We start from the raw sequence: 23,837 nt of genomic DNA, 5'->3' as shown, positions 1-23,837 counted from the left end.
AGAAACAACGTTTCAGACAGACCTTACGATATAAAAGGCTCCTTAAGGGAGCTTTTTTGTCACATTTTCATATCGGGCTTGCCTACTTACTCGAACCGATGCAGTACCTGGAAACCTTCGTCATTGTTCACAGATATCGGGTAAATTTACCTGCAGACTTAAGAAGGTCTGCGGGTTACTGCTGCAAGCCACTGAGCGAGCACAGGGCAAACTATCACCTTGGCTCAGATGATTAAACCACCACTAATCAGGGTGTTTTTTGAACGTCGAGTACGTGACCATTCCTTATAAATTACATATAATACGTATTATATGATAGTTGATGATGTTTCATTATGGAGGAGTTATGGAAACGAAAGGTAAGGTTATGAATGAGTTATTCAATACTGTTACTCAGGGGGCGCTGAATGAACGAAGTGAACAGGAGGCACGATTTGATAAGATACTGGGAAATATCGAGGATAAAAGCGTACTGATCCTTACCAGTGATCCATTTATCATCAGTAAATTAAATGGAGACAATCCTGATAGTGCTGAAAACAAAGAGAAGATCGCATTCATCGAAAAAGAGAATAAGAGTTCTTCTTTCCTGGCTTCCGGTAAGCAGTATAAGGCATGGATGAACGAGAATAAGGAAAGAATTATTGAACTGTTTGCCCTGGAGGACGCATCTTCATACGTAGCCGAATTAAGCATTCCGAAGGATGATCGTAATGCTTATTACGATATTGTGGACAAAGCTCTCGAAGCGATGCGCCAGAAATCCGATGTTATGAATGCTATCAAAGAAAGCTGCCGGTACCCTGGAGTCAGTGAACCCTCCGTTACTGCCAGATCACAAATGAAGCCATAACAATCACGCCCGGAGCAAAATAAATGAATATTGATAATTCAATAGAACTGGCAAAGATTGAGGGGCAGATTGATGTTATCAGGGCCCTTTATGAGAACGAACTGATTACCGCCGAGGAGTGCGAATCCCGCCTGGGTACTGCCGTAGGTGAGTTTGGTGCTTTATATGATGCCGGTGCTGTCGACAGTAAATTTAACTACGACCTGGCGTTATCTATCTCCAGCGCAGTAGAACAACTGAGCATGAAATGTGATGAAAACCGTCCAGATGCCGAGGTTTTCTGGACAATGCGTGATGTGGCTAAACCCGGTGAGGAGGTCCCGGATGTTGAGGATGTATTAGCCAGATCCCGTAAAATACAGGAAGATGCCAGACTCAATGAAATACGGAAAGGCAGAGAATTACGTATTGTCACGGAAGGCAGCCATAAGTGTTTTGACGATGATGGTTTTTCAACTTACTGGGCTGACATCGAGTTAGAGATAGGTGAAGGAGCTAATACGATCCAGGAGGCTCTGGCTATCGTTGAGAAGTTTCAGAAAGAAACAGCAGAAACCAATCATAATTATTTTGATGGCTATGAGACTGTCCCTGGGTGCTACAGTCCCAAGTTGTTTACGGTCTATAATCCATTGGGAGATCCTTTGTTTTCCGGGTTCTGGCAGTCAGATAAACAGGCATACATTATTCCCGAACCCTTGACAGATGCTGCTTATCATGAGCTTCATGATAAAAAGGCCCGTCTTAACAAAGAGCTTCCGGAAAATCAGCGGCACTGTTGCAAATAGTCGGTGGTGATAAACTTATCATCCCCTTTTGCTGATGGAGCTGCACATGAACCCATTCAAAGGCCGGCATTTTCAGCGTGACATCATTCTGTGGGCCGTACGCTGGTACTGCAAATACGGCATCAGTTACCGTGAGCTGCAGGAGATGCTGGCTGAACGCGGAGTGAATGTCGATCACTCCACGATTTACCGCTGGGTTCAGCGTTATGCGCCTGAAATGGAAAAACGGCTGCGCTGGTACTGGCGTAACCCTTCCGATCTTTGCCCGTGGCACATGGATGAAACCTACGTGAAGGTCAATGGCCGCTGGGCGTATCTGTACCGGGCCGTCGACAGCCGGGGCCGCACTGTCGATTTTTATCTCTCCTCCCGTCGTAACAGCAAAGCTGCATACCGGTTTCTGGGTAAAATCCTCAACAACGTGAAGAAGTGGCAGATCCCGCGATTCATCAACACGGATAAAGCGCCCGCCTATGGTCGCGCGCTTGCTCTGCTCAAACGCGAAGGCCGGTGCCCGTCTGACGTTGAACACCGACAGATTAAGTACCGGAACAACGTGATTGAATGCGATCATGGCAAACTGAAACGGATAATCGGCGCCACGCTGGGATTTAAATCCATGAAGACGGCTTACGCCACCATCAAAGGTATTGAGGTGATGCGTGCATTACGCAAAGGCCAGGCCTCAGCATTTTATTATGGTGATCCCCTGGGCGAAATGCGCCTGGTAAGCAGAGTTTTTGAAATGTAAGGCCTTTGAATAAGACAAAAGGCTGCCTCATCGCTAACTTTGCAACAGTGCCCCGCGCAGCACCTCGATGGCGTCCAGCACATCCTTGGCAGCGGGCGCAGCCCGCAGCTTGAGCACGGCGAGGAATTCCGGCGCGTACCGGCGTAACGTGGCGTAGCTCTCGCCGATGCGGTGCAGGAAATCGAAGTCCTCGGGCTGCGCGAGCTTCTGCGCTTCGGTGACATTTTCGGCGAAAGCATCCCAGGATAGTACGCCCTCGATTGCGGCGAACGGATCGCGGCCCGCTTGCTTGGCCTCGATCAGCGCCTGACCGATGCGCCCAAACAGCCGCACCTTGGCGTTGATCGCCTTGCCGGATGCCTGGAACTGCTGCTGATGCTTGTTCTTGGCGGCGTTGAACAGCTTGCCCAGGATTCGATCATGCAGGTCGATGATTTCATCGGTGACGGTGGCCATACCCTCGATGGCGAGCGCGACCAGGGTGGCGTAGCGCCGCTGCGCCTCGAACTTGGCCAGGTCGGCGGGTGTCATCTGGCCACCCTCGCGGGCGATCTTGAGCAGGCGATTCTGGTGCACCGACCGCTCGACGCCGGAAGGCAGGTCGAGCGCCTGCCATGCCTTGAGGCGTTCGATGTGTTCGAGCATGTGCCGCGAATTGGGCTTGACGGGTGACTGGCGCAGCCAGGCCAGCCAGGTCGTTTTGCCGTTGTCCCGGCGTTTGAGCAGATCGTCAAGGCGGCGACGATGCGCGTCCGATAGCGGTTCGGACAAGGTTTCGTAGATTTGCCGGTTGGCGCGGGTGATCGCCTCGGCACAGACGCGCTCGACAACATCCAGCGTCGGCAAGATGACGTGTCGGTGCCGCAGGTCGTCGAGAACACTGTTGGCCAGCATGATGCCCTTGTCGGTTTGCAAGGCCAACTCGGTCGCGGCATGGACAGCCTGCCGATAGTGCGCCAGGCCGAACGGCTCCATGCCCAAATATGCACGCAGCTCAAGCAGATGCTCGCGCCGGGTTTCTTCCCTCTCTGCATACTGTGGCCAGCACGATGGATCGATGCGCAGTTGCCGTCCGATCCATTGCAGCAGGGGCATCGGCACCGCAGCGTCGGGCAGCAGGCCCTGACCGGGAAAGCGCAATAAGCATAATTGCACCGCGACACCCAGGCGGTTGGCGTCACCGCGCCGCTGGCGGATTAGTGACAGGTCGGGTTCGCTGAACGTGTAGAGCCGGATGAGTTCGTCTTGGGTATCGGGCAACGCCAAGAGACTGTCGCGCTCTGCGGCGGAGAGGATTGAACGGCGGGGCATGCAGTCTCCTTCTTCTCAAAAACGTAGGTTTGTGACAAACCCGCCAAGGCAACCGGCGCGGCACGGGAATCAAGGCATTGCGATTCTCGAAAATAGTTCTTGAAATTCTATTCTTGATTGCATATCATCTCAACGAGTTTCGATAAGAAAGGATGCGCATGCGACCGTCTGTTGTGCTTGACATGAAGCGAAGCGCAGTGCGTGAAGCGGTAGGCCGCTTTCGCGCCGCGAACCCGCGCGTCTTCGGCTCGGTGCTGCATGGCACCGACCGGGATGGCAGCGACCTCGACCTGTTGGTCGATGCGCTGCCCGGTGCCACGTTGTTGGACTTGGGCGATTTGGAAGAAGAACTGAAATCGCTGCTCGGCGTTGACGTCGATCTGCTGACTCCCGGCGACCTGCCGCCGAAGTTCCGGGCCAAGGTGCTCGCGGAGGCGCAACCGATATGAGCGAGAACCGCCTGCCCGATTACCTCGACCACATTCAGCAGGCCGCAACCGATGCGCGCAGCTTCGTGGAAGGGATGGCCAAGGACGACTTCTTGGCCGACAAGCGCACCCAGCAGGCCGTCATCATGAGCCTGATCGTCATCGGCGAGGCGGCCACAAAGGTGATGGATGGCTACGTCGAGTTCACCCAGGCGCATGCCGACGTGCCGTGGCGCAGCATGCGCAATATGCGTAATCGCATGGCTCACGGCTATTTCGACATCAACCTCGATGTGGTGTGGGAGACGGTACAGGAATGGCTGCCGGCGTTGCTCCAGCAATTGCCCGCCGTGCGTCAGGATGCCGACGATGAAGACCGTAACGACAACTGTGAAAGAGGGATCTCCGATGACTGTTGAATCGAGAATATTTTCTGTAGCCGAGTATGTTCAGCCGTCCGAAGGCGAGCCTATTCGTTCCGTTGTGCTTGAAACCCGAGACTCAATTATCGTGGTTTGGCATGTCCATCCCGGGCAGGAAATTGCGGCTCACATTCATCCTCACGGCCAAGACACGTGGACTGTTTTGTCGGGAATGGCTGATTACTTTCAGGGCAATGGGATTGTTCGTGCCCTCAGGGAAGGTGAGATAGCCGTGGCAAGACCGGGCCAAGTGCACGGGGCGCGAAATACAGGTACCGAGCCATTTGTGTTAGTCTCGGTTGTGGCATCAGCCAATGCCGGTTTCGTATTGGCTGAGCGATAGAGCCCAATCTCTGGAGTTGGTCCAATGAGCGGTCGGGGAGATAGGTAACAGACATGCAGCGGACACGGCTGCTAAACCAGGTCGCAAACCTCCTTGCGTCGCAGCGTGCCGCAAGCGACGCGATCAATCGGGCACTGTTGCAAAGTTAGCGATGAGGCAGCCTTTTGTCTTATTCAAAGGCCTTACATTTCAAAAACTCTGCTTACCAGGCGCATTTCGCCCAGGGGATCACCATAATAAAATGCTGAGGCCTGGCCTTTGCGTAATGCACGCATCACCTCAATACCTTTGATGGTGGCGTAAGCCGTCTTCATGGATTTAAATCCCAGCGTGGCGCCGATTATCCGTTTCAGTTTGCCATGATCGCATTCAATCACGTTGTTCCGGTACTTAATCTGTCGGTGTTCAACGTCAGACGGGCACCGGCCTTCGCGTTTGAGCAGAGCAAGCGCGCGACCATAGGCGGGCGCTTTATCCGTGTTGATGAATCGCGGGATCTGCCACTTCTTCACGTTGTTGAGGATTTTACCCAGAAACCGGTATGCAGCTTTGCTGTTACGACGGGAGGAGAGATAAAAATCGACAGTGCGGCCCCGGCTGTCGACGGCCCGGTACAGATACGCCCAGCGGCCATTGACCTTCACGTAGGTTTCATCCATGTGCCACGGGCAAAGATCGGAAGGGTTACGCCAGTACCAGCGCAGCCGTTTTTCCATTTCAGGCGCATAACGCTGAACCCAGCGGTAAATCGTGGAGTGATCGACATTCACTCCGCGTTCAGCCAGCATCTCCTGCAGCTCACGGTAACTGATGCCGTATTTGCAGTACCAGCGTACGGCCCACAGAATGATGTCACGCTGAAAATGCCGGCCTTTGAATGGGTTCATGTGCAGCTCCATCAGCAAAAGGGGATGATAAGTTTATCACCACCGACTATTTGCAACAGTGCCTAAAAAATAGCGATAGGGTAGAAAATTAAGCATGTTATCATGGCATCAATGATGTACATAGGTTCTCCTTTTTGGGCTAAGCAGGTCATTAGCTAATTTTCAAGGCATGGATAGCCAGGCGGGCAAAATATGGTGCCTTAATTTTTTCGTAATCGATGTAACAACGTAGAGATACACCGAGCATCTTAGCCGCGTTTGTCTGTGTCAGTTTATGCTCCTGTCGCCATTTCAGGAAATCTGTGTCTGAGTTTCCGTTCACTTTCTTTTCGAGGGCCAGAGCGGCGAGAGCAATTAACCTGGGAGGTTGATGGTTTTCATAAGTAATGTAGCTTCGTACTGAAATCCCCAGTTCTTCTGCTGCGCGCTCCTGACTCCAGTCAAATCCACGGCGCCAAAGGCGTAATTCAAATCCAGTCATCTTCGTTCCTGATTGAAAGTATCACTAACAAATTCTGCAAAATCTGCATGTTCTGATTACAAGCCATTGAGCTACAGATCGATTTTTCTTACGCGGTCCATCTCCTGGAGCTTCATGTAGATGGCACGTACTTGTTTTGCATACTTCTGCCGTTTTCTTTCCTGTTCTGGTGTCTGTTTAACACCGGCATTGTAAGCACCCACAGAGAACCAGTTCACTCCGTACTGATCAAAGTTTCGACGGAGAATGTACGCTCCCGCATAGACGTTGATGCATGGGTTGCGCAGCAATACGTTCTTATCTATCCCAAAGTGTCTGAAGATAGAGTCAACGTTTCGGCTGTTAATCTGCATCAACCCGTAGTCATAGGTAATCGAGCCTTTGGTGTCAGGTTTGTTAACTCCGATCGCGTTACTGTTCAGGTGGCTTTCCTGTATCGCAAACGCGAGAAGCAGGAGAGGGTCCACTTTCATTGCTTCCCCGGCTTCCCTAAAGCAATATGCATGACCCGCTGCCGGCACGAGTAAAAAGATGAAAAGACAAAGGGCAAATGCTTTCACGCCGCTACCTCATAACCGACTTGAGCTGGGCAGCCAGTGCTCCCGCGTCAATATGAACCTGAACTGGTAACGACAGGACTCCCACACTCTGGAGTATCAGTATCAAAAGAATGGCTGTTAATGTGCCGGCCAGGGGAAGCATGAACAGGCGGAACAGTGTACCAGAGAGCGATTTCTTAACTCTCTGGCCAACCATCTCTGCATTGTTGATCGCCTCGTCAGAAGCTCCTGAAAGTGCTTTTATTGTAGAATTAAGCTGTTGGTTGAGAGTCAGACCGTTTTTACTCAGCTCATTTTTCAGGATTCGGCCAGCCATGTTTTCCAGCTCCTGCTGAGCTTGTTTCAGAATGTCTGCCTGGACCTCATCTTTCAAATGACCAATGCTTTCGTACTTCTTATCCAGGGCATCAGCTATGAGTTGAACAGATGAAATGAGTGCTTTTCTGACCCCGGTACCCAGCTCATCAAACTGAAGAAGAAAGCTATTAATTTTCTTCTCAGTTTCTTCCATACGTGTCGTGTTTTCCTCATAGGCTTTTTTTACAGCGGTATAAACCATATAGCCGAGAATTTTGTATTCAGACTCACCACCCCGAACATCTATTTTAAACTCTTTGTAAATTTCTTCACAAAACAGGTCAAAATTATCAAACACGCTATTCATTTTCTCCTCCCTGTTTCTTTGGCATTAAAATTTAATGGAATCCAGTTTTGCAAAGACGTCTGCAAAATGCTTTTTAATCCTAATACGAGAGACAAAGCTAAAAATCTCACTGGATTCAACCTCCTGTAAGGTAAGTCTGTTGGTTATCATAAGAACCAAATCCTGCCCCAGTAATTTCTCATTTGGTTTAGTAAGAAGCATATATGCGAGTATGCTCTGTTTATGCTCGTAGGAATCACTGTTGAGTTCAGAGTTCTTCAGCTTTTCAATTGCCGGTCCAAAGTATTCGTTGACCCAGATGATTACTGGGATACTCAGGTTTTCAATGATAGCTTTCGCGCCATTAAGTGTGTCGTTGTAATCTCCTGACCCAACAATGACGGTATGAATATAAACAGAAAAATCCATACCATAAAAAATATCAAATATCTGATTCTGTACAAGATAATTTAGAAGGTTCAGGAATGTATTTGAACCCGTATCAACAACTACGACCTCGGCATCATTATCAATAATTTTTTGTACGACATCATCAAGCAGGCGTGGATTTATCTCATTGAGATTATCAACTTCAGTGATTCGAAGGTGTTTAACATCGAGATTCTCGTACTGAGTAAAGGTGGTATTAACCTGATCGATGTCATAAAACGCGCACTTCTTCTTTTTATTGATTTTAAAATACATACCTAGAATCAAAGCCAGAAGCGATTTACCGCATCCACCTTTTCCCTGAATGATAAAATGTATTTGTTTTTTACCTGAAGTTTTCATTCTTTATTTCCTGCGTTGCTTTGATAGGGGGCGTACTTCGCTGTTTTTTCTGTCGGTCGAGAAAGTTCATCCAGACTAGCTGGCGCTTTGGGCTGTGAGGATGTGGGTTGCTGGAGATGTAAAGTGTTTCCAGCAAGTTTAGGTTTTGCGACTTCACTCTCGCTTTTAGCTATCTCATCGGAACTGAACTTACGGATGTACCTTCCAACAGTGGTGCTATGAGCGGTTATGCCAATGATCTTCATGAATGCAGCAATCTGATCGTGAGAGTAACCATCTCTATGTAATAACAAAATGTATGGCTTAACTGGATCCAGTTTTGAAAACCTGTGCCCTTTCGGCTTATTGGCTTGCATGTATTCAGCAAGCTTTTCTTCGTTGTTTATCTGTTCCCCAGAAACAGAATTTACATTGCTGCTGTTTACTTTTTGCATTCCATCTAATACGCACTAGTTGTAATTTTTTTGAATGCTATGCGATAATCGATAAAAAATCAATCTTGGAAGATTATTTTTATGCTGCGTTTGTGCTGCATGACAGATGCGAGGTAATGCGAGTAACAGCGTGCTCCTGCAAGGCAATGCAAGGTTCTGCGGTAGCCTGCACTAACGCTGCGCGTAAATGCACAACCATGCGCTGAAGGAGCGCGAGGAATGCGCGAATAATGCGGGGCAATGCGCTTTAACTGCGTTAGCACCTGCAAAACAGTGCCTTAAGGGCCGTCAGACCTTAAAACACAGGCACGTTCGTCATGTTCGACAAAAACTACGTTTTTTCTCACATGACCGCGCCAAAGGGTGCCCCTTTGAAACCCGGAGCTGACGCTCCTGAAAATCAACACCATTAACTCACGTTAATTTAGGGTAGAGAGATGGCAAGGCCAACAAAGACTGAAGGCGAAAAACTAACAGAAAGAGTTGCATTCAGAATAACCCTTGCGACCAAGAATGAGTATGAGCTCCGCCTCGCGCAAAGTGGGTTATCTAAATCGGATTTCTTCCGTGAATGCGTTATGACAGATCGGACTGAGATCATTGTTCCTGCTCCTGTTACAGGTGATATGCGTGAAAGTCTTCGCTTACTGAGCAATATTGCCAACAACTGCAACCAGATTGCTCATGCCCTCAATATCGCTAACCAGGCTGGGTTGATTTCAGATGCCCTGGTTGAAACAGTCCTATCAAAAGTGTCTGCTCTTTTAGAGACCGCAAAGTCACAAAGGAAATAAAGATGCTTGTTCGTGTTCGCGGATATAATAGTGGTTTCGCTAACTACCTTCGCACAGGGCAAAAGAATGGAAATCATTTGCATCGTGACGATCTTGATAAGCGCCTGATTCTTTCTGGTGACCTTGATATAACGGATGCGATAGTTAACGCTATGCCTGACACCGGTGATGACCGTTATCTGCATATAGCACTTCCTTTTAAAGAAGATTATATATCAGAGGAAGTACTTAAAACAGTTGTTGAGGATTTTAAAAGTAGCCTTATGAATGCGTATCGCGAGGACGAGTATGCTTTCTACGCCGAGGCACATATACCAAAAATTAAAAGAGTACTTAACGAAAAAACCGGTGAAATGGAAGACAGAAAGCCACACATTCACGTTATTATACCAAAAGTGAATCTTGTTGACGGTTCGTATCTCAATCCACTCGGGTATTACCCTCATAATGAGAAGTATGTTGAAGCCATTCAGGAGTCAATTAATCATCGCTATGGGTTCGAAAGCCCAAGAGATAACCATAGATTTAATGTTACTGATATAAGTGATTTCATATCGAAATATAAAGGTGATTTTTTTAAATCGGATGTGAGGAATTTCAAAGAAAATTTATTGACTGAAATCCTTTCCGATAAAGATCTTGATTACGCGAAATTTATGTCCAAGCTTGATGAGCTAGGGAAAGTTAAAGTCAGAAATCAGGGTGAAAAACAGTATCTCAATGTCACTCCAGAAGGGCATGTTAAAGGAGTTAATCTAAAAGACTATGTATTTACCAAAGGCTTTATTGATTTACCCTATGATGAAAAATTAAACTTCATTACATCAAACTCCGGCCGTCGCGATGAGGAAAAGAAACTGCATGATTTTGAACGCGATGAGAAACTTTTAACTGAATGGTTAAATCGTCGTAGCCATGAAATAAAACACTTTCACCCAAATTCTAAGGAGTTTAAGAAGTATAAAAAATTACCCGATAATGAAAAGCAGGTTGTTATTGATAATCTGTTATCTGTGAATAAAACTCAAAATAGTCAAATTCCCGTTTCTACTAGTGTGCGGGAAATTAATATTCAGAACCTACTTATTGAAAGGATGAAGGAGAAATACAATGTCAGAAGAAAAAAAGGTAGTCAGAAATCCAGCGTTTTACGCGATGATGGAGCAGGGTTACTTCGACTCAACTATCAAGCGACACAAAAACTTTCCCAGCATAGCGTGCGCCAACTGCAGTTCGGGCAACTGGATTCTACCCTCTACAAACAAACCGGGTTGCTTTTGCAAAGTAACCAATCTGTGGTCATGGATGATTGGGAGTCCGGAATTTCCGATCCTGTGCGATACCCAATTGACCGAGCTGATGCAGGAAGAGGAGGGCGGGGAGTAGTCACCGGTGACTGGCACGCACTACACGAAGCAGCAGTTCGATACACATTTAATGACATACACCGCAGTAGCGATAACTATCTTGAATCTGTGAGGTCTGACGTTGCTGAGAGGCTCATTGAGCACGCCGCTTCTGGAGAGGCAGACTGGCAGTTGATCCGGACAAGGATGAATGGCCACGAATTGTTGAAAAGCCTTCAGCATACCCACGGGCTTGATACAGCTAAATACTCAGTGACAAAGTCCCGGAATGGGGAGGATCGGATACGTTGCGGTTCCCGCTCATATAGCGTAAACGACTTCCTGACAAAGGAACTCAGCCTCAACTGGCAGGAGGCCAGTGAATACTTAAAGCTTGAATATGCCCGACAGATTCGCAAAGAGGTTATCAATGACTTTGTTACACCATCGCGTAGCTACTGGCATCAGTTTAAAGAGTGGGACAGTGAGCAAAATCTTTATAGCACTGGCTGGAATGAGCTAAAAGAACACCATGTCAGGCAGCGAACCCTGCTGAATAAATCCTTCCGACAAAAAGCGTCTGAGGTTTGGAAGGACAACAGCCTGACACTGGCAGAGAAAAAGAGCAATGTTGCGGCTCTACGTCTCCAGAAGCTCAGGGCCAGGCAGGTTTTGCAGCAACAACAGAAAGAAGAACGTACTCTTTTGAAGGCGTCCCTTTCAACTTACAATCGATTTCTGGAATATCTCAGAATTCTTGCTGATGAAGGCGATCGCCATGCCCTCGAGGAGTTACGTAAGGCTTCGAAACGACAGACTACAAAGCCTGATAGCAATTACTTCGAGTCACAGCCTGACTCCATCACAGTGTTGCTGGATAAAGTGACTTATGCGGTCAAGAACAATGGTTCTGTCTCTTATCTTATTAATAACAAAGAAGCAGTCATTGATTCACGCGAGTGGGTGTCGGTTGTTCAGAAACAAAATGATGAAGCTATTGAACTCGCTATAAGGCTGGCACTTGAAAAAAATGGTTATCGGCCTTTAACCCTAAACGGTGATGTATCATTTATCGAAAATGTTCTCAGGGTCGCTAAAGAGAAGAATATTCATGTCAGCTTTGAAAGCGAAGATGTGAATAAGAAATTTATATCCATGAATGAAAAACAGCAAAGTGATGTTCATTCGAATAAGATGTCACCTAAAAACCACTAATTCCGATCTTAGTGAGGAGAACAGTCAGTATGACACCAGAAATTAATCTGCGAATCCAGGCATTCCGCCGCGCGCTGGAGCTGGCAGCCGGTGAACGGTCTGGCGAGCCGGTACCGTCCGTCTGGCGTGACGTGCTGAAGGACTTCCCGGACGGTTGCTGCGAGCTGGCCAGCCAGACACTGGTGCAGTACCTGAAGGAGCACAACGAAAAACTGTTTCCCTATGTCATCGGCATACAGTGGGATGACGGTCCTGACAGACACGGCCATGTCATTGTCGCCCTGGACGGGGACTATATCGACCTGACGCTGGACCAGTTTGACGGGTATCACGATCGGATTGTGGCGGAGCCCGTCGAGTCCGACGGGAAGATCGCGGGATTTATTCAGAAGGTCCGAGACCAGGGCGGGACTCTCACCACGCGTGAACTTACGTTCGACGGCATCCCGGATCAGTCGTGGAAACTGTATGACTGGCTGAGAGAGGTGGCGGACGATCTGCTCGCTGCGTCTGGAAAGGGCAGGGTACCGGACAGTATGCCTCTGCTGGTCTCCACGGAGATCGTGCCTCAGTACAGCGCCGGAGCGGTGGCCGGTCAGTCAGATAAGGCCACTCACGTCACTGAGCAGAAAATACGGCAGCCAATGACACACGTGGGGATCATTACAGAATGCTACCGGCCCCGCGAAGTCAGGCTGCGGGAAACCGACACCCAGTGGGTTAGTGAATGCGGTCTGCGCTTCAGAAAGTCCACCGGCGCTGCGGTTGGAAGCGGCGTCTGGAGTGCAAACCGTCTTAATTTAAAGAGCATCCGGGTAATTAAGTCCGGTGAATAATCGCAAGGCCGATCTCGCGGTTTACCACCCTCAAGGAGATGCATGATACCTTACGGTAATCAGTACACCTCCCCAAAAATTCCCGAATTCACGATGCACACCGCATTCATTACGACAACCATAAAACTGCAGGGCGACCGTGATAGCTGCCCGGTCTTCCGGTTCAGCATCTTTTCGGATGCTGCGTGGCGGGAAAACGGTAAGTAATATGATAATTAAAAAACATGCACAAAATCATGCCAGATGTGATATTTATCGTTATTCATAATAATCATACATGATATGATATTTTTCAGTTAATACAGTAATCATACGAAGTATGATTTTTTGTTAAACCGAACATTATCAGACGGAGCGTGCAGGATGGATGAGAAAGAAGTGACGTTTTCACTCAGCTATGAGCAGCTGACCCGGATAGCGGAAGAACGTATCCGTGGATGCGAGCTGGACAGCCAGGGCGCTAAATACATCAGCGAATCGAGTAAGGCCGGCATCCTTCTGACATTCTGGTATGAATTGGCCATTACAGGTGCCCCAATGAAAAATTACGAACAAACCAAAGCGCTCATTGACGTCGATCATCAGCGTCTCAGAAAACTCATCTGGCCGGAGACGGATAAGCAATGACACAGGCGCGCCGACCGTCGCCGCTGCAGCGGCGGGTGCTGATTGTGCTGGCCGCCCTCGGGGCGAAACGTCCGGGGCCGGTGGCCACACGGGATATCGAGCGGGTGCTGGAGCAGGGCGGGGACGCCCCGGTGTACGGCCCGAACCTGCGCGCCTCCTGCCGGCGCATGGAAACGGCGGGCTGGCTGCGCACCCTGCGCGCCCCGAACCTGCAACTGGCTGTCGAGCTGACGGACGTCGGTCGTTCGCTGGCCGCCCCGCTTCTGGCCGACGAACAGGCGCGCATCCTGACGGAGCAGCGCGCAACGGAGGTTAATGTTCTTCCCCTGAAGCCGGACCGTGAGATGAATAGCGTTCAGACCATAACGGAAGACCAACCGGTGGTTCTTGATGGCGTCAGGCACAATGCGTGTATGGCGGCTTTTGTGATCCGGATCGATGGTTCCACTTGCCTACAGCTTTGGAATGCTTCTGGTTTAGTGAAGCGGCTGGAAGGTGACCCATTGCAGATAGCGCAGTGGTTAAATATATGCCACGATGCCGGGATCTATGTTCGCGTACAAGTGAATGAAAGCTTATCGAGGATTTGATGATGGCTGTTGAATTGAACTACCAATTTCAAAAACTGGGGGCAACTAAATGGGGCCCGGTTACGAGGACGATGATTCAGGGTCAGTAGTTGATTAATTTTGCTCTGAAGTTAAAAAACTACACGAGTTACACGGGGCGGTAAGGATAGTGCTGGGATTTACGGGTTAAAAGCCGTTCTGTAAATACAGTATTACGATAAAACCAAAATATTAAAAGATGTAAGGTGCCATTATAAATGGATTTTGTAGTTGAAAATCAAACAAAAAGTCAGGCGTTACAAGGCTACAGGCAGGATATAGATGGGCTTCGTGCCTTAGCCGTCTTGCTTGTTATATTTTTCCATGCTGGATTGTCTTTCATTCCTTCTGGATTTATCGGCGTGGATATATTCTTTACAATATCAGGGTTTCTTATTACAGGGAAAGTTATTGGAGAGATTGAAAAAAAAACGTTCTCTATATCTAATTTTCTGAATGGTAGACTGTGGCGATTACAACCAGCTTTATTGGCAACAATTGCAGCTGCTATTGCAATTGCTACATATTGCTACATTCCTGATGATTATTCTGCCTTTACTAAAAGTGCAAAATATACCACTCTGTTTTTATCTAATCAGTATTTTGATAAACTTAGTACCACATATGCGTCTCCTGATTCAAATTATTTCCTTCTTTTGCATACATGGTCCCTGGCAATTGAATGGCAATGGTACTTTTTTTTGGCAATCTTTGCGGCCATTTTGATACTACTTGCCAGTAAATTCAAAATCAAAATATCACAAAAGGCTTTACTCAAAGCATGGCTGATAGTCACAGTCATCGCTACTCTGGCAGTGGTTCTGATAAGTCTTTTGTCACACGAGCAGCATTATTACTCTTTGAATATGCGTGCTTTTGAATTTCTTATTGGCGGAAGTGCTGCTTTGATGAGGAACAATGTTCCTTCATTAAATAAGTGGTTGAAAAATATACTGGCAATAGGTGCTCTGGCTGTTATTGTCTGGATTTCCGGGAAGAATATTTCCGTGGAGTTATACCCAAATAGCTGGACCCTTCTCGTCTGTGTTGCATCTTCAATTCTATTTCTTAGTCAAGATTCGTTAGTGAATCGTACTCTGCAGCTAACACCAATAAGTTACACTGGGAAAATTTCATACTCACTCTATCTCTGGCATTGGCCTGTATTTGCAACGTTCAACTATCTAGGTTATACCTTTTCTGGACAAACTTTATATAGTGCTCTATTAATCACCGTGGGTTTGGCTATAGTTTGCTACCATGGTATCGAAAATCGTCTCCGTAAAGTGAGGTTATCCTTTGGAATAAGTATTGTCTTGCTGGTTTTGGCACCACTTGCTCTGTGTTTAGTCCTATTCAATTATACAGAAAAAACTGACGGCTTCCCTCAGCGTTTTAATGCGGAATATAATCGCTCATTTGAACTTTTACACTCTGCATCTAAGCAGGCGGAAATGAGAGAAGAATGTCATAGTGGAAAGCAGGTTCTATCTGATTGTTACTTCGGAGATAATTCAGGTTCTAGGCGAGCATTTTTGATTGGAGATTCTAACGCAAGCCACTTCTGGGGTTTTTTTGATGTTATGGCTAAAAATGCTGGAATAAAAATGTACGCTTTAACAACATCTTCATGTTTGGCCTTACCAGGTATTTATCAATTTGATTGGTGGAAACATAAAGGCATTAAGTACGAAGAATGTCATGATAATGTTGCTAAATATTATGAATATATAAATTCTAATCATTATGATTATGTCATTATTGGACAGGTATGGGCGAACTACTTTGGCACACATTTGATTAATAATGATGGTGACATGAGAACCGAGGCACTTTCAAACAAACGTTACGAAGAAGCATTGCGCGAGGCCTTACGAGTAATTGTTAATGCAGGCTCAAAGCCAGTAATCATGTTTACAATAGCGAATATGCCTGTTAACTATCAGAATTGTATAAATCAGCATGTTATTCACAGACGCCCATTTGATATTAATGAATGTGATAATCAAAATCCAAAAAAGAACAACCCAGATAAACTTATTAAATTAATGGCCAAAATGAAGAGTGAGTTCCCTGGTTTGATGTTTATTGATTCAAAATCAATTCAATGCGTAAGTGGGAAGTGTGTTTCGAATATAGATGGTGTTACTGTTTATCGTGATGAGGGACATTTAACTGACTATGCATCATACAGATTTGGTCAAATGTATATTAGAGAGTTTGGTAATCCTTTCAAGTAATCGTACGTAAGGGGCACTTATTGTGCCCTTCTATTTTTTTATCATTAATCAAAATGACTGAATTAGGTGCAATTTTGAAAACAAAGATGGATTATGTAAGGCAATTTCGACAAATTAATGATGCAGATAATCTAGAAAAGGTTATTGGACATATGGAATCAAAGTTACCTGATAATGAATTTCAAATTGCCCTCGCTGCTGCCGATCACAGAAAGGCTGAAATGGCCCTGAATAGATTTTTTGACAAAGTCCCTAAAGAAGCATGGAGATATGTGCGATGATTCCTGATGAAAAAGTTAAACTAATCAAGGCTAGACTAATTCTTGCACAACAACTGTTAGAAGAAGCTGACGCTTTACCTGGCGTTGAAGGCTATAACTTCTACAATCCAGATAATAATTCTGATGACCCTTTCTTCCATATGCGTCACGAAAGAGAAGCGCTCGTTGTTTACCTTCTCCTAACTTGTTTTGACCTTTTGGGGCAGTCACAATCGCACGTTCCATTTATGAAATGGCTAACAAGTAACGATCCTGTACTTGTTGAGGAAAGGAGAGTTGCTGCGGAAGGTCTTGACTCTGAAAACAATGATTGTGTTGCTCATGCTCTAGGGCTGGTTGAATACTATAATAGGCATCACGGTGCAACAGTAGCCTTTTATTCCGGAATTGATCAGCTTCCCGAAAGTTCAAGAAACCATTTGCTGTCTACAGTAGATGTTGCAAAAGAAGATCCGGATGCAAGAAAACCTGAAAATAAAGACAAAAATATAAGTTATTGCCGTATACCAATCAATAATGATTCTAGGGTACTAAAACTCCAGAAGGAGTATCTATATACAAAAAGAAATGAATTTACACATCAGTTATCACAGACACACTTTTCATCAGTCCCGATGATGTCAGGTTTTGGCCGTGCTCCTGATACCAATAATATTCGTCAGGAGTCGGGAGCCTCGTGGACCATTTATGTTAATGACGGGAAGATCCATTACGGTGGCATTAACCAGGAAACTAGAGATAAATATGTCTACACGCTTTCAGACTGGCCGTTTGTTTTATTTGAAGTTCTCTATTCAGCGATTGGTGAAGAGTTTGACAGGACCTCTATAAAATTGAAGTTCGTCATTCAAGTTTCGAATACTGGAGAAGACTTTGTCGTAAATTATCCCTCTGTTGAGCATGAAAAAATAACTGAACTCCTGTTACATGAGCATGGCGTCACCAGAAGCTGATAGATTGCATTTTCGTGATTCGGTTGTGTGGGGGAGGCAGCTGTTGAAGATGAACTTAATGTCCACCTTACGAGATTTAACATAACGATCATTAAGCGCACTTAACGTGTAATGGCTCAATAGTAATGTCCGCCTGTGGCTCAATTCAGATGTCCGCGCTATGGTAAGCTTCACTGGTCCGTTTAAACTACCGGGAGGCATATCATGAGCGCAGAAAGCTCAGGAGTGTTTACTTTGAAAGAGATCAACCGGATCAAGATTATACAGGACGTCATTGAACGTCGCATCACAACGCGCCGTGCGGCCGAGCACCTCGGTATCAGCGACAGGCAATGCCGCAGACTTCTTGCCCGTTACCGTGAAGGCGGACCGCTTGGTATGGCCAGCAGACGATGTGGCATGCGTGGTAACCGCCAGTTGCCACCCGGGCTCGCAGATCAGGCTCTGGAACTGATCAAGACGCGTTATGCTGATTTCGGTCCGACTCTGGCGCGTGAAAAGCTCGAAGAACTCCACGGACTGTTTCTTGGCAAAGAAACTGTCCGGCGCATCATGGTGCGGGCTGGCTTATGGGTTCCCCGTAAACAACGTGCCGCAAGGATCCCTCAACCACGGTACCGGCGTCCGTGTACTGGTGAGCTGATACAAATAGATGGCTGTGATCACGACTGGTTTGAAGGCCGTGGCCCGGCCTGCACCGCGCTGGTCTATGTTGATGATGCAACCAGCAAACTGATGGAACTGTTGTTTGTTAAATCGGAGTCCACGTTTTCTTACTTCGAAGCCACGCGGCGCTATATCGATAAGCATGGTAAACCGCTGGCACTGTACAGCGATAAAGCCGGTGTTTTTCGTGTTAACAATAAACACGCCACAGGCGGAGACGGGCATACTCAGTTTGGGCGAGCCATGCATGAACTGAACATCCAGACTATCTGTGCAGAAACCAGTCCCGCCAAAGGGCGTGTAGAACGAGCTCACCTCACTTTACAGGATCGTCTGGTCAAAGAGCTGCGGTTACAGGGCATTTGTTCAATGGAGGCTGCAAATGACTTCGCTGAGGCCTATATGGCTGACTATAACCGCCGTTTTGGCAAAGTACCGCGACATGATTTTGACGTACACCGTGCTGTAGAACATGATGAGGACCTGGGGCTTATTTTCACTGTTCGTGAAAAACGTAAAGTCTCAAAATCGTTGACGATACAATATGATAAAATGTTGTACCTGATTGAAGACAGCGAACTGAGTCGCCGTGCAATAGGTAAATATATCGATGTGTATCACTATCCTGATGGCAGAAAAGAGCTGCGCCTGAACGGTACGCTACTTCCCTACTCTACCTACGACCGACTGTCAGAAATCGACCAGGGCGCGATTGTCGATAACAAGCGTCTTGGCCGAACCCTGGAGTTTATCAGTCTGGTGCAGAGCAAGCGGGATAACACGCGCTCTCAGTCAATTCCCGCTGGAGATGGCCCTTCCCGACGACGGCCAAAGCAGGAAGGGAAGAAATCCCAGCGCTCACTGGATAATGATGACATGCTCGAAGCACTCAAACAGCTTCAGTCACGTTCAGAGGACATTTTTGGTAAAAGAGCCCGCTGATGGTACTCACTGGCCGGACAGTGGTTGCTCACCAGTTGATATTGTCCGGCCAGACCCATGATGTATTATTCATTTCGTTCAGCATCTTTATGTCCTGCTTTTCACGGGCATACTTACCCCATAATGAATGAAAAGAACGAACAATACTGATTAACTGCTTTTTTCTTTGCTCCGGAGATAGGCTGATAAAATAGCAGCACCTGCTGTCAATATTATCCTCAATGAAATTAAAATCAGAGTCTGATGCATATTTTACTGTTAGCATAATATCATTCGACGTTGTTCTCTCAGACTCTGTTAATGCTGATTCTATCAGGTATTCAAAGGCATACATGACAGACAGCTGGTTTTTGTCTGTCTGAATATAACCCATTGAGTTTCTGAGTATTGAGGACTGTACCAGGACCAGAGGCCATAAAAGCTCAACACCATAAAGCTTATATGTATCATGTTGATCATACTGATGTTGCTCAACACGACGATTACCTTCCCGTGCTTTACGAATATCATAGGCAAGGGATAACATAAATCCGTCTTTAACTTTAATCAGTGGGCTTTCATCCACGATGTAATGAATGAGTTCATGTAATTCATTCAGGGCTTCTGAATCTCCCCACAGTATAAAACCTGCATTGTTCGGCGTTAACTCGTATCGAAGCATGGGCTCAATCATCCTGTTGTTTCAGTCGGAGGAAAGTCTATCAGTAAAGAGAATGAGAGATCAAAGTGGTCATTTTAATTGAGCTGGATAACGGACATTTCAATTGAGCCTTGACATAACGTGTAACGGCAAAGTTGTAATGTCAGCCTTGGGCTAAGTTAAGATGTCCGGCGTGTATAATCAAGTAAGGATTACCATGACGGCTCTCGCAGCGGAGTTTTTCACTTTGGATGAAGTTAACCGACTCAAGATTATTCAGGACGTCATCGACCGGCGTCTGACAACACAGATGGCAGCGCAGCGGCTTGGTATCTCCGACCGCCAGTGCCGTCGTCTGCTTGCGCGTTATCGTGAAGATGGTCCGCTTGGCATGACCAGCCGCCGTCGTGGTAAATCCAGCAATAATCAGCTGCCTCAGGGACTGGCCGCATACGCGCTGAATATTATTCGCGAACGCTATAACGATTTCGGTCCGACTCTGGCCTGTGAAAAACTGGCTGAGGTTCACGGCGTTCATATTTCCAAAGAAACGGTTCGTAAGTTGATGACTCAGGCCAGTCTTTGGGTTCCACGTAAGCAACGTGCACCAAAAATCCAGCAGCCGCGTTACCGACGTGCCTGTGCCGGTGAACTCATACAAATTGACGGCTGCGACCATCACTGGTTTGAAAACCGGGGACCCAAGTGTACAGCACTGGTTTACGTTGATGACGCCACCAGTCGTCTGATGCAGCTTCGTTTCGTAAAATCTGAATCGACTTTCACCTATTTTGAAGCGACACGGGGCTATATTGAAATGCATGGTAAGCCACTGGCGCTCTATAGCGACAAAGCCAGTGTCTTCAGGATCAACAATAAAAATGCCACTGGCGGCGAAGGCGAAACGCAGTTTGGACGTGCGATGCACGAACTGAACATTCAAACCATCTGTGCAGAAACCAGCGCAGCAAAAGGTCGTGTTGAGCGGGCGCATCTAACCCTTCAGGACAGACTGGTCAAGGAACTCAGGCTTCAGGGCATCAGCACAATGGAATCTGCTAACGCATTTGCCGAAGAGTTCATGAACGATTACAACCGACGTTTTTCAAAAGCGCCTCGCCAGGAGTTCGATGTTCATCGGGAACTGGATGTCGATGATGATCTTGATATGGTGTTTACTTGGCGTGAAGCCCGCCGCGTGTCGAAATCACTCACTGTGCAGTACGACAAAGTGCTTTACCTCATTGAAGACAATGAGTTCAGTCGTCGGGCGATTGGTAAATACATTGATGTCTGGCATTACCCTGACGGACATAAAGAGCTCCGGCTTAATGGCGTATCACTTCCCTACTCCACCTATGACAAACTGTCTGAAATCGATCAGGGTGCCATTGTGGACAATAAACGTCTTGGCCGTGCGCTGGAGATGGCGCAACTTGTGCAGGCCGAACGGGATAATAACCGGTCACAATCAGTGCCATCCGGTGACGGCCCTTCACGCAGGCGCAAAGCCCCTACGACGAAGAAATCCCAGCGTTCTTTGGACCAGGACGATATGTTCAATGCACTTGTAAAACTTCAGACACGAGCTGAGGAGATTTTTGGTGAACGCAACCAAAAATGATGTTTTGATACGAACATTTCAATGGTTAATAGATAGAGTGGAGATGGGCAGATGATAACGTTTTCTATGGATGAAAGTGGCTATACGGGTTATGACTTACTCCACAAAGAGCAAAAATTCCAAGGCGCGTCATCAATATTAATAAACCATGATGACGCCAGTCGTCTGATAAAAGAATATTTCCCCAAACTTCAAGCCGATGAATTGAAGTACAGCTCGCTGAAAAGAAGAGATTCCAACCGCAAGCCATTATTTGAATTGCAAAAGCATCTCTTATCTAATTACCCATGTATAACATGCGTAGGTGATAAACGCTTTTTACTAATTCTTATGTTCATCGATTATGCTGTTGAACCATTCTATTATGATTCTGGGATTAATCTTTATGAAGATGGCGGTAACTTCTCAATGGCATCAATGGTGTATTACGTTGGACCAGCGTATTATGGCTCTGCCTTTGATGATGTTCTGCTTCAGTTTCAAAATGCTATGAAAGAAAAAACATTAGATTCAGTGAGTTTGCTAATAAGCAAAATAAGGAGGCTTGATTGGCAAAGGTTAAAAGAGTTTTTTGGTCCTTTGGCATTTAACCACCCAGATTGTATTGATGCCATCATGACTGATGGAATTAGCACTGATGCCTCATTTACTATTTTAAATGCATTAATTTCTCGCACGGAAATGATGTCCTCTGGAGAGTATGCAATTGAGCATGATCGTTCTAAAAATCTGCTAACTTACAATGAACGCCTTAACTTTTTGATCAATTGTGATAAGGAAGGAGAGTTTAAACATTCCGAGATAGCAACTATCTCATTCCCTCTAAACCTTAAAAAAGTCTATCAAATTGATTCGAAAGAAAGCCCAAGCGTGCAATTGTGTGATGTTCTTATAGGTGCATGTATTGAATCAGTTTATCAATTAATGGACTCTAAGGTGCTCAATCAAAATTCCGTTCTTTCACTTTACCAAGATAGCCAGTTAATACATTTCATACCTGATATAGATTTTGAAGGACAGAAAAAATTTAGGAAAGGCAGTCAAAGTGAGGAGTATCTTACGTTTATTCAAAATGAAATCTACTCTAGTAAACTTTAAAAAAAGGTTCTGAAAATCAGAACCTTATCGCACCACCAGACATAGAAATGATTCGTGAAGCTATTTTATACAGAACCAAAAACGCAAAGGCCAAAACAGTCATGATATCTAATACCATAGGCATTACCTCCACTAACGTATTCAAAACAAACGCTTTATACCCGCATCAGTCCGTAGACAGGCATCTGTTCGTCAGTTTGTGGATTTCTATGGGTGGTGAGACCGGGTAGAGACATCATACCTGTTTTCTTAGAAGCTGGTCAATATAGCTGATCGTGTGAAATTCACGTTCGATTTTCATACAAACATTTGGCAACTGTTCGATAAGAAAGTTTTCATCGAAGCGATCTAGAAGGTACGTGAGGGTAATAGTATCAATTTTATTCAATTTTCTATGTAAAACTGAAGAACGCCTCACAAAATCGTTTTTCCTTAACTCTTGAATAACATCGATCAAAATAGGGTTGAATAATTCTTTTTCTGGAAAGGACTTGTAAACTTTCGAATCAATAATTTGAGAAGGATCTAAGCGGTTAATTAAATTATTACTGCTAACTATGTAGCACTTATCAATCATCAAACCTTCCGTTTTGCAACGGTCTAAATCACAAGCGTTTATTATACATTCTTTAAATACAACATGTCGCAGGCTCCCGCCTCTAAAAAGGACTCCTCTTAATAAAGAGGATTGGAAAAGACTGCCAGTAAAGTTACACCATTTCAATGAAGCACCAATAAAAGACGTGTTCGTGAATTTTGACTGAAAAAAATTTGAATGATAACTGTGTGTCTTATTGAAATTTTTATTTATAAAATTCCTACTCGCAACATCACGATTATTGTAGCTGAAAGCATTTTTGTTCTTCTTATTCCTTGCCATATTTATGTCTCAGACTTTATAAGTCTAATGATATTCCCACGAATTGCTTTCCCTGTGAAGTTTTTGTTGACCAAGCAAAGCAGTTTATGGACATTTGAACTTTGCCCTACCCCGGACATCTGAACTTAGCTTTGACATAACGTGTTGATATACATATGTTTTTTAGTCTTCTGAAATTTTAAAGGGTGGGGAGTGGTTGCCCCCACCCTTAGTTACGTTTCCGTCACGCTCAGAAGAACATGCGGATCAGTTCCAGAAAGACGATTAGCGCTTTCAGAACGATGATTGCCTTTTCAATTAAAGCACCCATCCGTTTCTCCATAAATGGAGCGATACGCCACAGCTTACTCATACAGCGCCTGTCGCTGTGGTTTCTCAATGTTGGTTGTTGAGA

26 protein-coding genes and 1 pseudogene are annotated in these 23,837 nt (G+C 46.0%); 17 read left to right on the top strand and 10 right to left on the bottom strand.

The features are described from left to right. Positions 1-346 precede the first annotated feature (346 nt). Genes ACLHV9_RS26680 through ACLHV9_RS26670 form a run of 3 tightly spaced genes read left to right on the top strand, consistent with a single transcriptional unit; the run spans position 347 to position 2,392 of the window. A complete protein-coding gene (locus ACLHV9_RS26680) occupies positions 347-853 on the top strand; it encodes a hypothetical protein (protein ID WP_326979397.1) in 507 nt (168 codons plus the stop codon). 23 nt (positions 854-876) lie between these two features. Next, positions 877-1,641, top strand: a complete 765-nt coding sequence (locus tag ACLHV9_RS26675; RefSeq protein WP_407221241.1) for a hypothetical protein — start codon at positions 877-879, stop codon at positions 1,639-1,641. 46 nt (positions 1,642-1,687) lie between these two features. After that, a complete protein-coding gene (locus tag ACLHV9_RS26670; RefSeq protein ID WP_001067855.1) occupies positions 1,688-2,392 on the top strand; it encodes an IS6-like element IS26 family transposase in 705 nt (234 codons plus the stop codon). Positions 2,393-2,443: 51 nt separating this feature from the next. Here ACLHV9_RS26670 and ACLHV9_RS26665 read toward each other — a convergent pair. Next, positions 2,444-3,703, bottom strand: a pseudogene (locus ACLHV9_RS26665) (Tn3-like element TnShfr1 family transposase); the annotation flags it as partial. A 158-nt stretch (positions 3,704-3,861) separates the two neighbouring features. Between ACLHV9_RS26665 and ACLHV9_RS26660 the strand changes: the two are divergent. From ACLHV9_RS26660 to ACLHV9_RS26650, 3 genes are read left to right on the top strand one after another with little or no spacing between them, the layout of a single operon-like run. Next, complete coding sequence (locus ACLHV9_RS26660) at positions 3,862-4,152, top strand: nucleotidyltransferase family protein (RefSeq protein ID WP_001247892.1); 291 nt, start codon at positions 3,862-3,864, stop codon at positions 4,150-4,152. Next, complete coding sequence (locus ACLHV9_RS26655) at positions 4,149-4,550, top strand: DUF86 domain-containing protein (RefSeq protein ID WP_001293886.1); 402 nt, start codon at positions 4,149-4,151, stop codon at positions 4,548-4,550. Before ACLHV9_RS26660 ends, ACLHV9_RS26655 begins: the two co-directional genes overlap by 4 nt. Continuing rightward, positions 4,540-4,896, top strand: coding sequence for a cupin domain-containing protein (locus ACLHV9_RS26650; protein ID WP_000215515.1), 357 nt, complete (start codon positions 4,540-4,542; stop codon positions 4,894-4,896). The genes ACLHV9_RS26655 and ACLHV9_RS26650 overlap by 11 nt, the downstream gene beginning before the upstream one ends. Before the next feature lie 182 nt (positions 4,897-5,078). On the opposite strand, the gene ACLHV9_RS26645 is transcribed toward ACLHV9_RS26650, so the two are convergent. The 6 genes from ACLHV9_RS26645 to ACLHV9_RS26620 form a co-directional block, all read right to left on the bottom strand. Further along, positions 5,079-5,783 (bottom strand): IS6-like element IS26 family transposase, encoded by a 705-nt coding sequence (locus tag ACLHV9_RS26645; RefSeq protein WP_001067855.1) that lies wholly within the window; start codon positions 5,781-5,783, stop codon positions 5,079-5,081. 151 nt (positions 5,784-5,934) lie between these two features. Further along, positions 5,935-6,264, bottom strand: coding sequence for a helix-turn-helix transcriptional regulator (locus tag ACLHV9_RS26640; protein ID WP_326979411.1), 330 nt, complete (start codon positions 6,262-6,264; stop codon positions 5,935-5,937). Between the two features lie 71 nt (positions 6,265-6,335). Next, positions 6,336-6,824 carry a lytic transglycosylase domain-containing protein gene (locus ACLHV9_RS26635; protein WP_326979412.1) on the bottom strand — a complete coding sequence of 163 codons (489 nt, stop codon included), beginning with the start codon at positions 6,822-6,824 and terminating at the stop codon, positions 6,336-6,338. A 4-nt stretch (positions 6,825-6,828) separates the two neighbouring features. After that, positions 6,829-7,488 (bottom strand): hypothetical protein, encoded by a 660-nt coding sequence (locus ACLHV9_RS26630; protein ID WP_326979413.1) that lies wholly within the window; start codon positions 7,486-7,488, stop codon positions 6,829-6,831. A gap of 24 nt (positions 7,489-7,512) precedes the next feature. Further along, positions 7,513-8,259 carry a hypothetical protein gene (locus ACLHV9_RS26625; RefSeq protein WP_326979414.1) on the bottom strand — a complete coding sequence of 249 codons (747 nt, stop codon included), beginning with the start codon at positions 8,257-8,259 and terminating at the stop codon, positions 7,513-7,515. After that, positions 8,256-8,693 (bottom strand): hypothetical protein, encoded by a 438-nt coding sequence (locus tag ACLHV9_RS26620; RefSeq protein WP_326979415.1) that lies wholly within the window; start codon positions 8,691-8,693, stop codon positions 8,256-8,258. The genes ACLHV9_RS26625 and ACLHV9_RS26620 overlap by 4 nt, the downstream gene beginning before the upstream one ends. Positions 8,694-9,130: 437 nt before the next feature. Between ACLHV9_RS26620 and ACLHV9_RS26615 the strand changes: the two genes are divergently transcribed. From ACLHV9_RS26615 to ACLHV9_RS26575, 9 genes are all read left to right on the top strand, one after another. Beyond that, positions 9,131-9,487: a plasmid mobilization protein gene (locus ACLHV9_RS26615; protein WP_326979416.1), complete on the top strand. Its 357-nt coding sequence runs from the start codon at positions 9,131-9,133 to the stop codon at positions 9,485-9,487. 2 nt (positions 9,488-9,489) lie between these two features. Beyond that, entirely contained in the window at positions 9,490-12,048 is a 2,559-nt protein-coding gene (locus ACLHV9_RS26610) for an LPD7 domain-containing protein (RefSeq protein WP_326979417.1), read from the top strand. A gap of 29 nt (positions 12,049-12,077) precedes the next feature. Then, on the top strand, positions 12,078-12,884 hold the full coding sequence (locus ACLHV9_RS26605; RefSeq protein WP_326979418.1) for a hypothetical protein: 807 nt from the start codon (positions 12,078-12,080) through the stop codon (positions 12,882-12,884). Between the two features lie 363 nt (positions 12,885-13,247). Further along, on the top strand, positions 13,248-13,511 hold the full coding sequence (locus tag ACLHV9_RS26600; protein ID WP_326979419.1) for a hypothetical protein: 264 nt from the start codon (positions 13,248-13,250) through the stop codon (positions 13,509-13,511). Then, positions 13,508-14,101, top strand: a complete 594-nt coding sequence (locus ACLHV9_RS26595; RefSeq protein WP_326979420.1) for a hypothetical protein — start codon at positions 13,508-13,510, stop codon at positions 14,099-14,101. Before ACLHV9_RS26600 ends, ACLHV9_RS26595 begins: the two co-directional genes overlap by 4 nt. A 236-nt stretch (positions 14,102-14,337) precedes the next feature. Then, positions 14,338-16,359, top strand: coding sequence for an acyltransferase family protein (locus ACLHV9_RS26590; RefSeq protein ID WP_410375996.1), 2,022 nt, complete (start codon positions 14,338-14,340; stop codon positions 16,357-16,359). A gap of 53 nt (positions 16,360-16,412) precedes the next feature. Then, positions 16,413-16,640 carry an Hha/YmoA family nucleoid-associated regulatory protein gene (locus tag ACLHV9_RS26585; protein ID WP_326979422.1) on the top strand — a complete coding sequence of 76 codons (228 nt, stop codon included), beginning with the start codon at positions 16,413-16,415 and terminating at the stop codon, positions 16,638-16,640. Beyond that, on the top strand, positions 16,637-17,593 hold the full coding sequence (locus ACLHV9_RS26580) for a hypothetical protein (protein WP_326979423.1): 957 nt from the start codon (positions 16,637-16,639) through the stop codon (positions 17,591-17,593). The genes ACLHV9_RS26585 and ACLHV9_RS26580 overlap by 4 nt, the downstream gene beginning before the upstream one ends. A 204-nt stretch (positions 17,594-17,797) precedes the next feature. Beyond that, positions 17,798-19,201, top strand: coding sequence for an ISNCY-like element ISKpn21 family transposase (locus tag ACLHV9_RS26575; protein WP_001567368.1), 1,404 nt, complete (start codon positions 17,798-17,800; stop codon positions 19,199-19,201). 28 nt (positions 19,202-19,229) lie between these two features. On the opposite strand, the gene ACLHV9_RS26570 is transcribed toward ACLHV9_RS26575, so the two are convergent. Then, entirely contained in the window at positions 19,230-19,862 is a 633-nt protein-coding gene (locus tag ACLHV9_RS26570) for a DUF6904 family protein (RefSeq protein ID WP_001567369.1), read from the bottom strand. Positions 19,863-20,058: 196 nt separating this feature from the next. On the opposite strand from ACLHV9_RS26570, the gene ACLHV9_RS26565 reads away from it, so the two are divergent. Together ACLHV9_RS26565 and ACLHV9_RS26560 are read left to right on the top strand one after the other, a co-directional pair. After that, a complete protein-coding gene (locus tag ACLHV9_RS26565; RefSeq protein WP_000125669.1) occupies positions 20,059-21,465 on the top strand; it encodes an ISNCY family transposase in 1,407 nt (468 codons plus the stop codon). A gap of 51 nt (positions 21,466-21,516) precedes the next feature. Then, entirely contained in the window at positions 21,517-22,563 is a 1,047-nt protein-coding gene (locus ACLHV9_RS26560) for a DUF3800 domain-containing protein (protein WP_000627692.1), read from the top strand. A gap of 235 nt (positions 22,564-22,798) precedes the next feature. Here ACLHV9_RS26560 and ACLHV9_RS26555 read toward each other — a convergent pair whose 3' ends face one another. Further along, complete coding sequence (locus ACLHV9_RS26555; protein ID WP_096891228.1) at positions 22,799-23,443, bottom strand: pentapeptide repeat-containing protein; 645 nt, start codon at positions 23,441-23,443, stop codon at positions 22,799-22,801. Positions 23,444-23,672: 229 nt separating this feature from the next. Next, positions 23,673-23,795: a damage-inducible type I toxin DinQ gene (gene dinQ / locus ACLHV9_RS26550; protein WP_326979424.1), complete on the bottom strand. Its 123-nt coding sequence runs from the start codon at positions 23,793-23,795 to the stop codon at positions 23,673-23,675. Between the last annotated feature and the right edge of the window lie 42 nt (positions 23,796-23,837).

The sequence above is a fragment of the Enterobacter sp. CPE_E890 genome, assembly GCF_046521475.1.
GTDB lineage: Bacteria > Pseudomonadota > Gammaproteobacteria > Enterobacterales > Enterobacteriaceae > Enterobacter > Enterobacter adelaidei.
The sequence above is the reverse complement of the archived record's forward strand: the minus strand, read 5'-3'. Positions and strand labels throughout refer to the sequence as shown.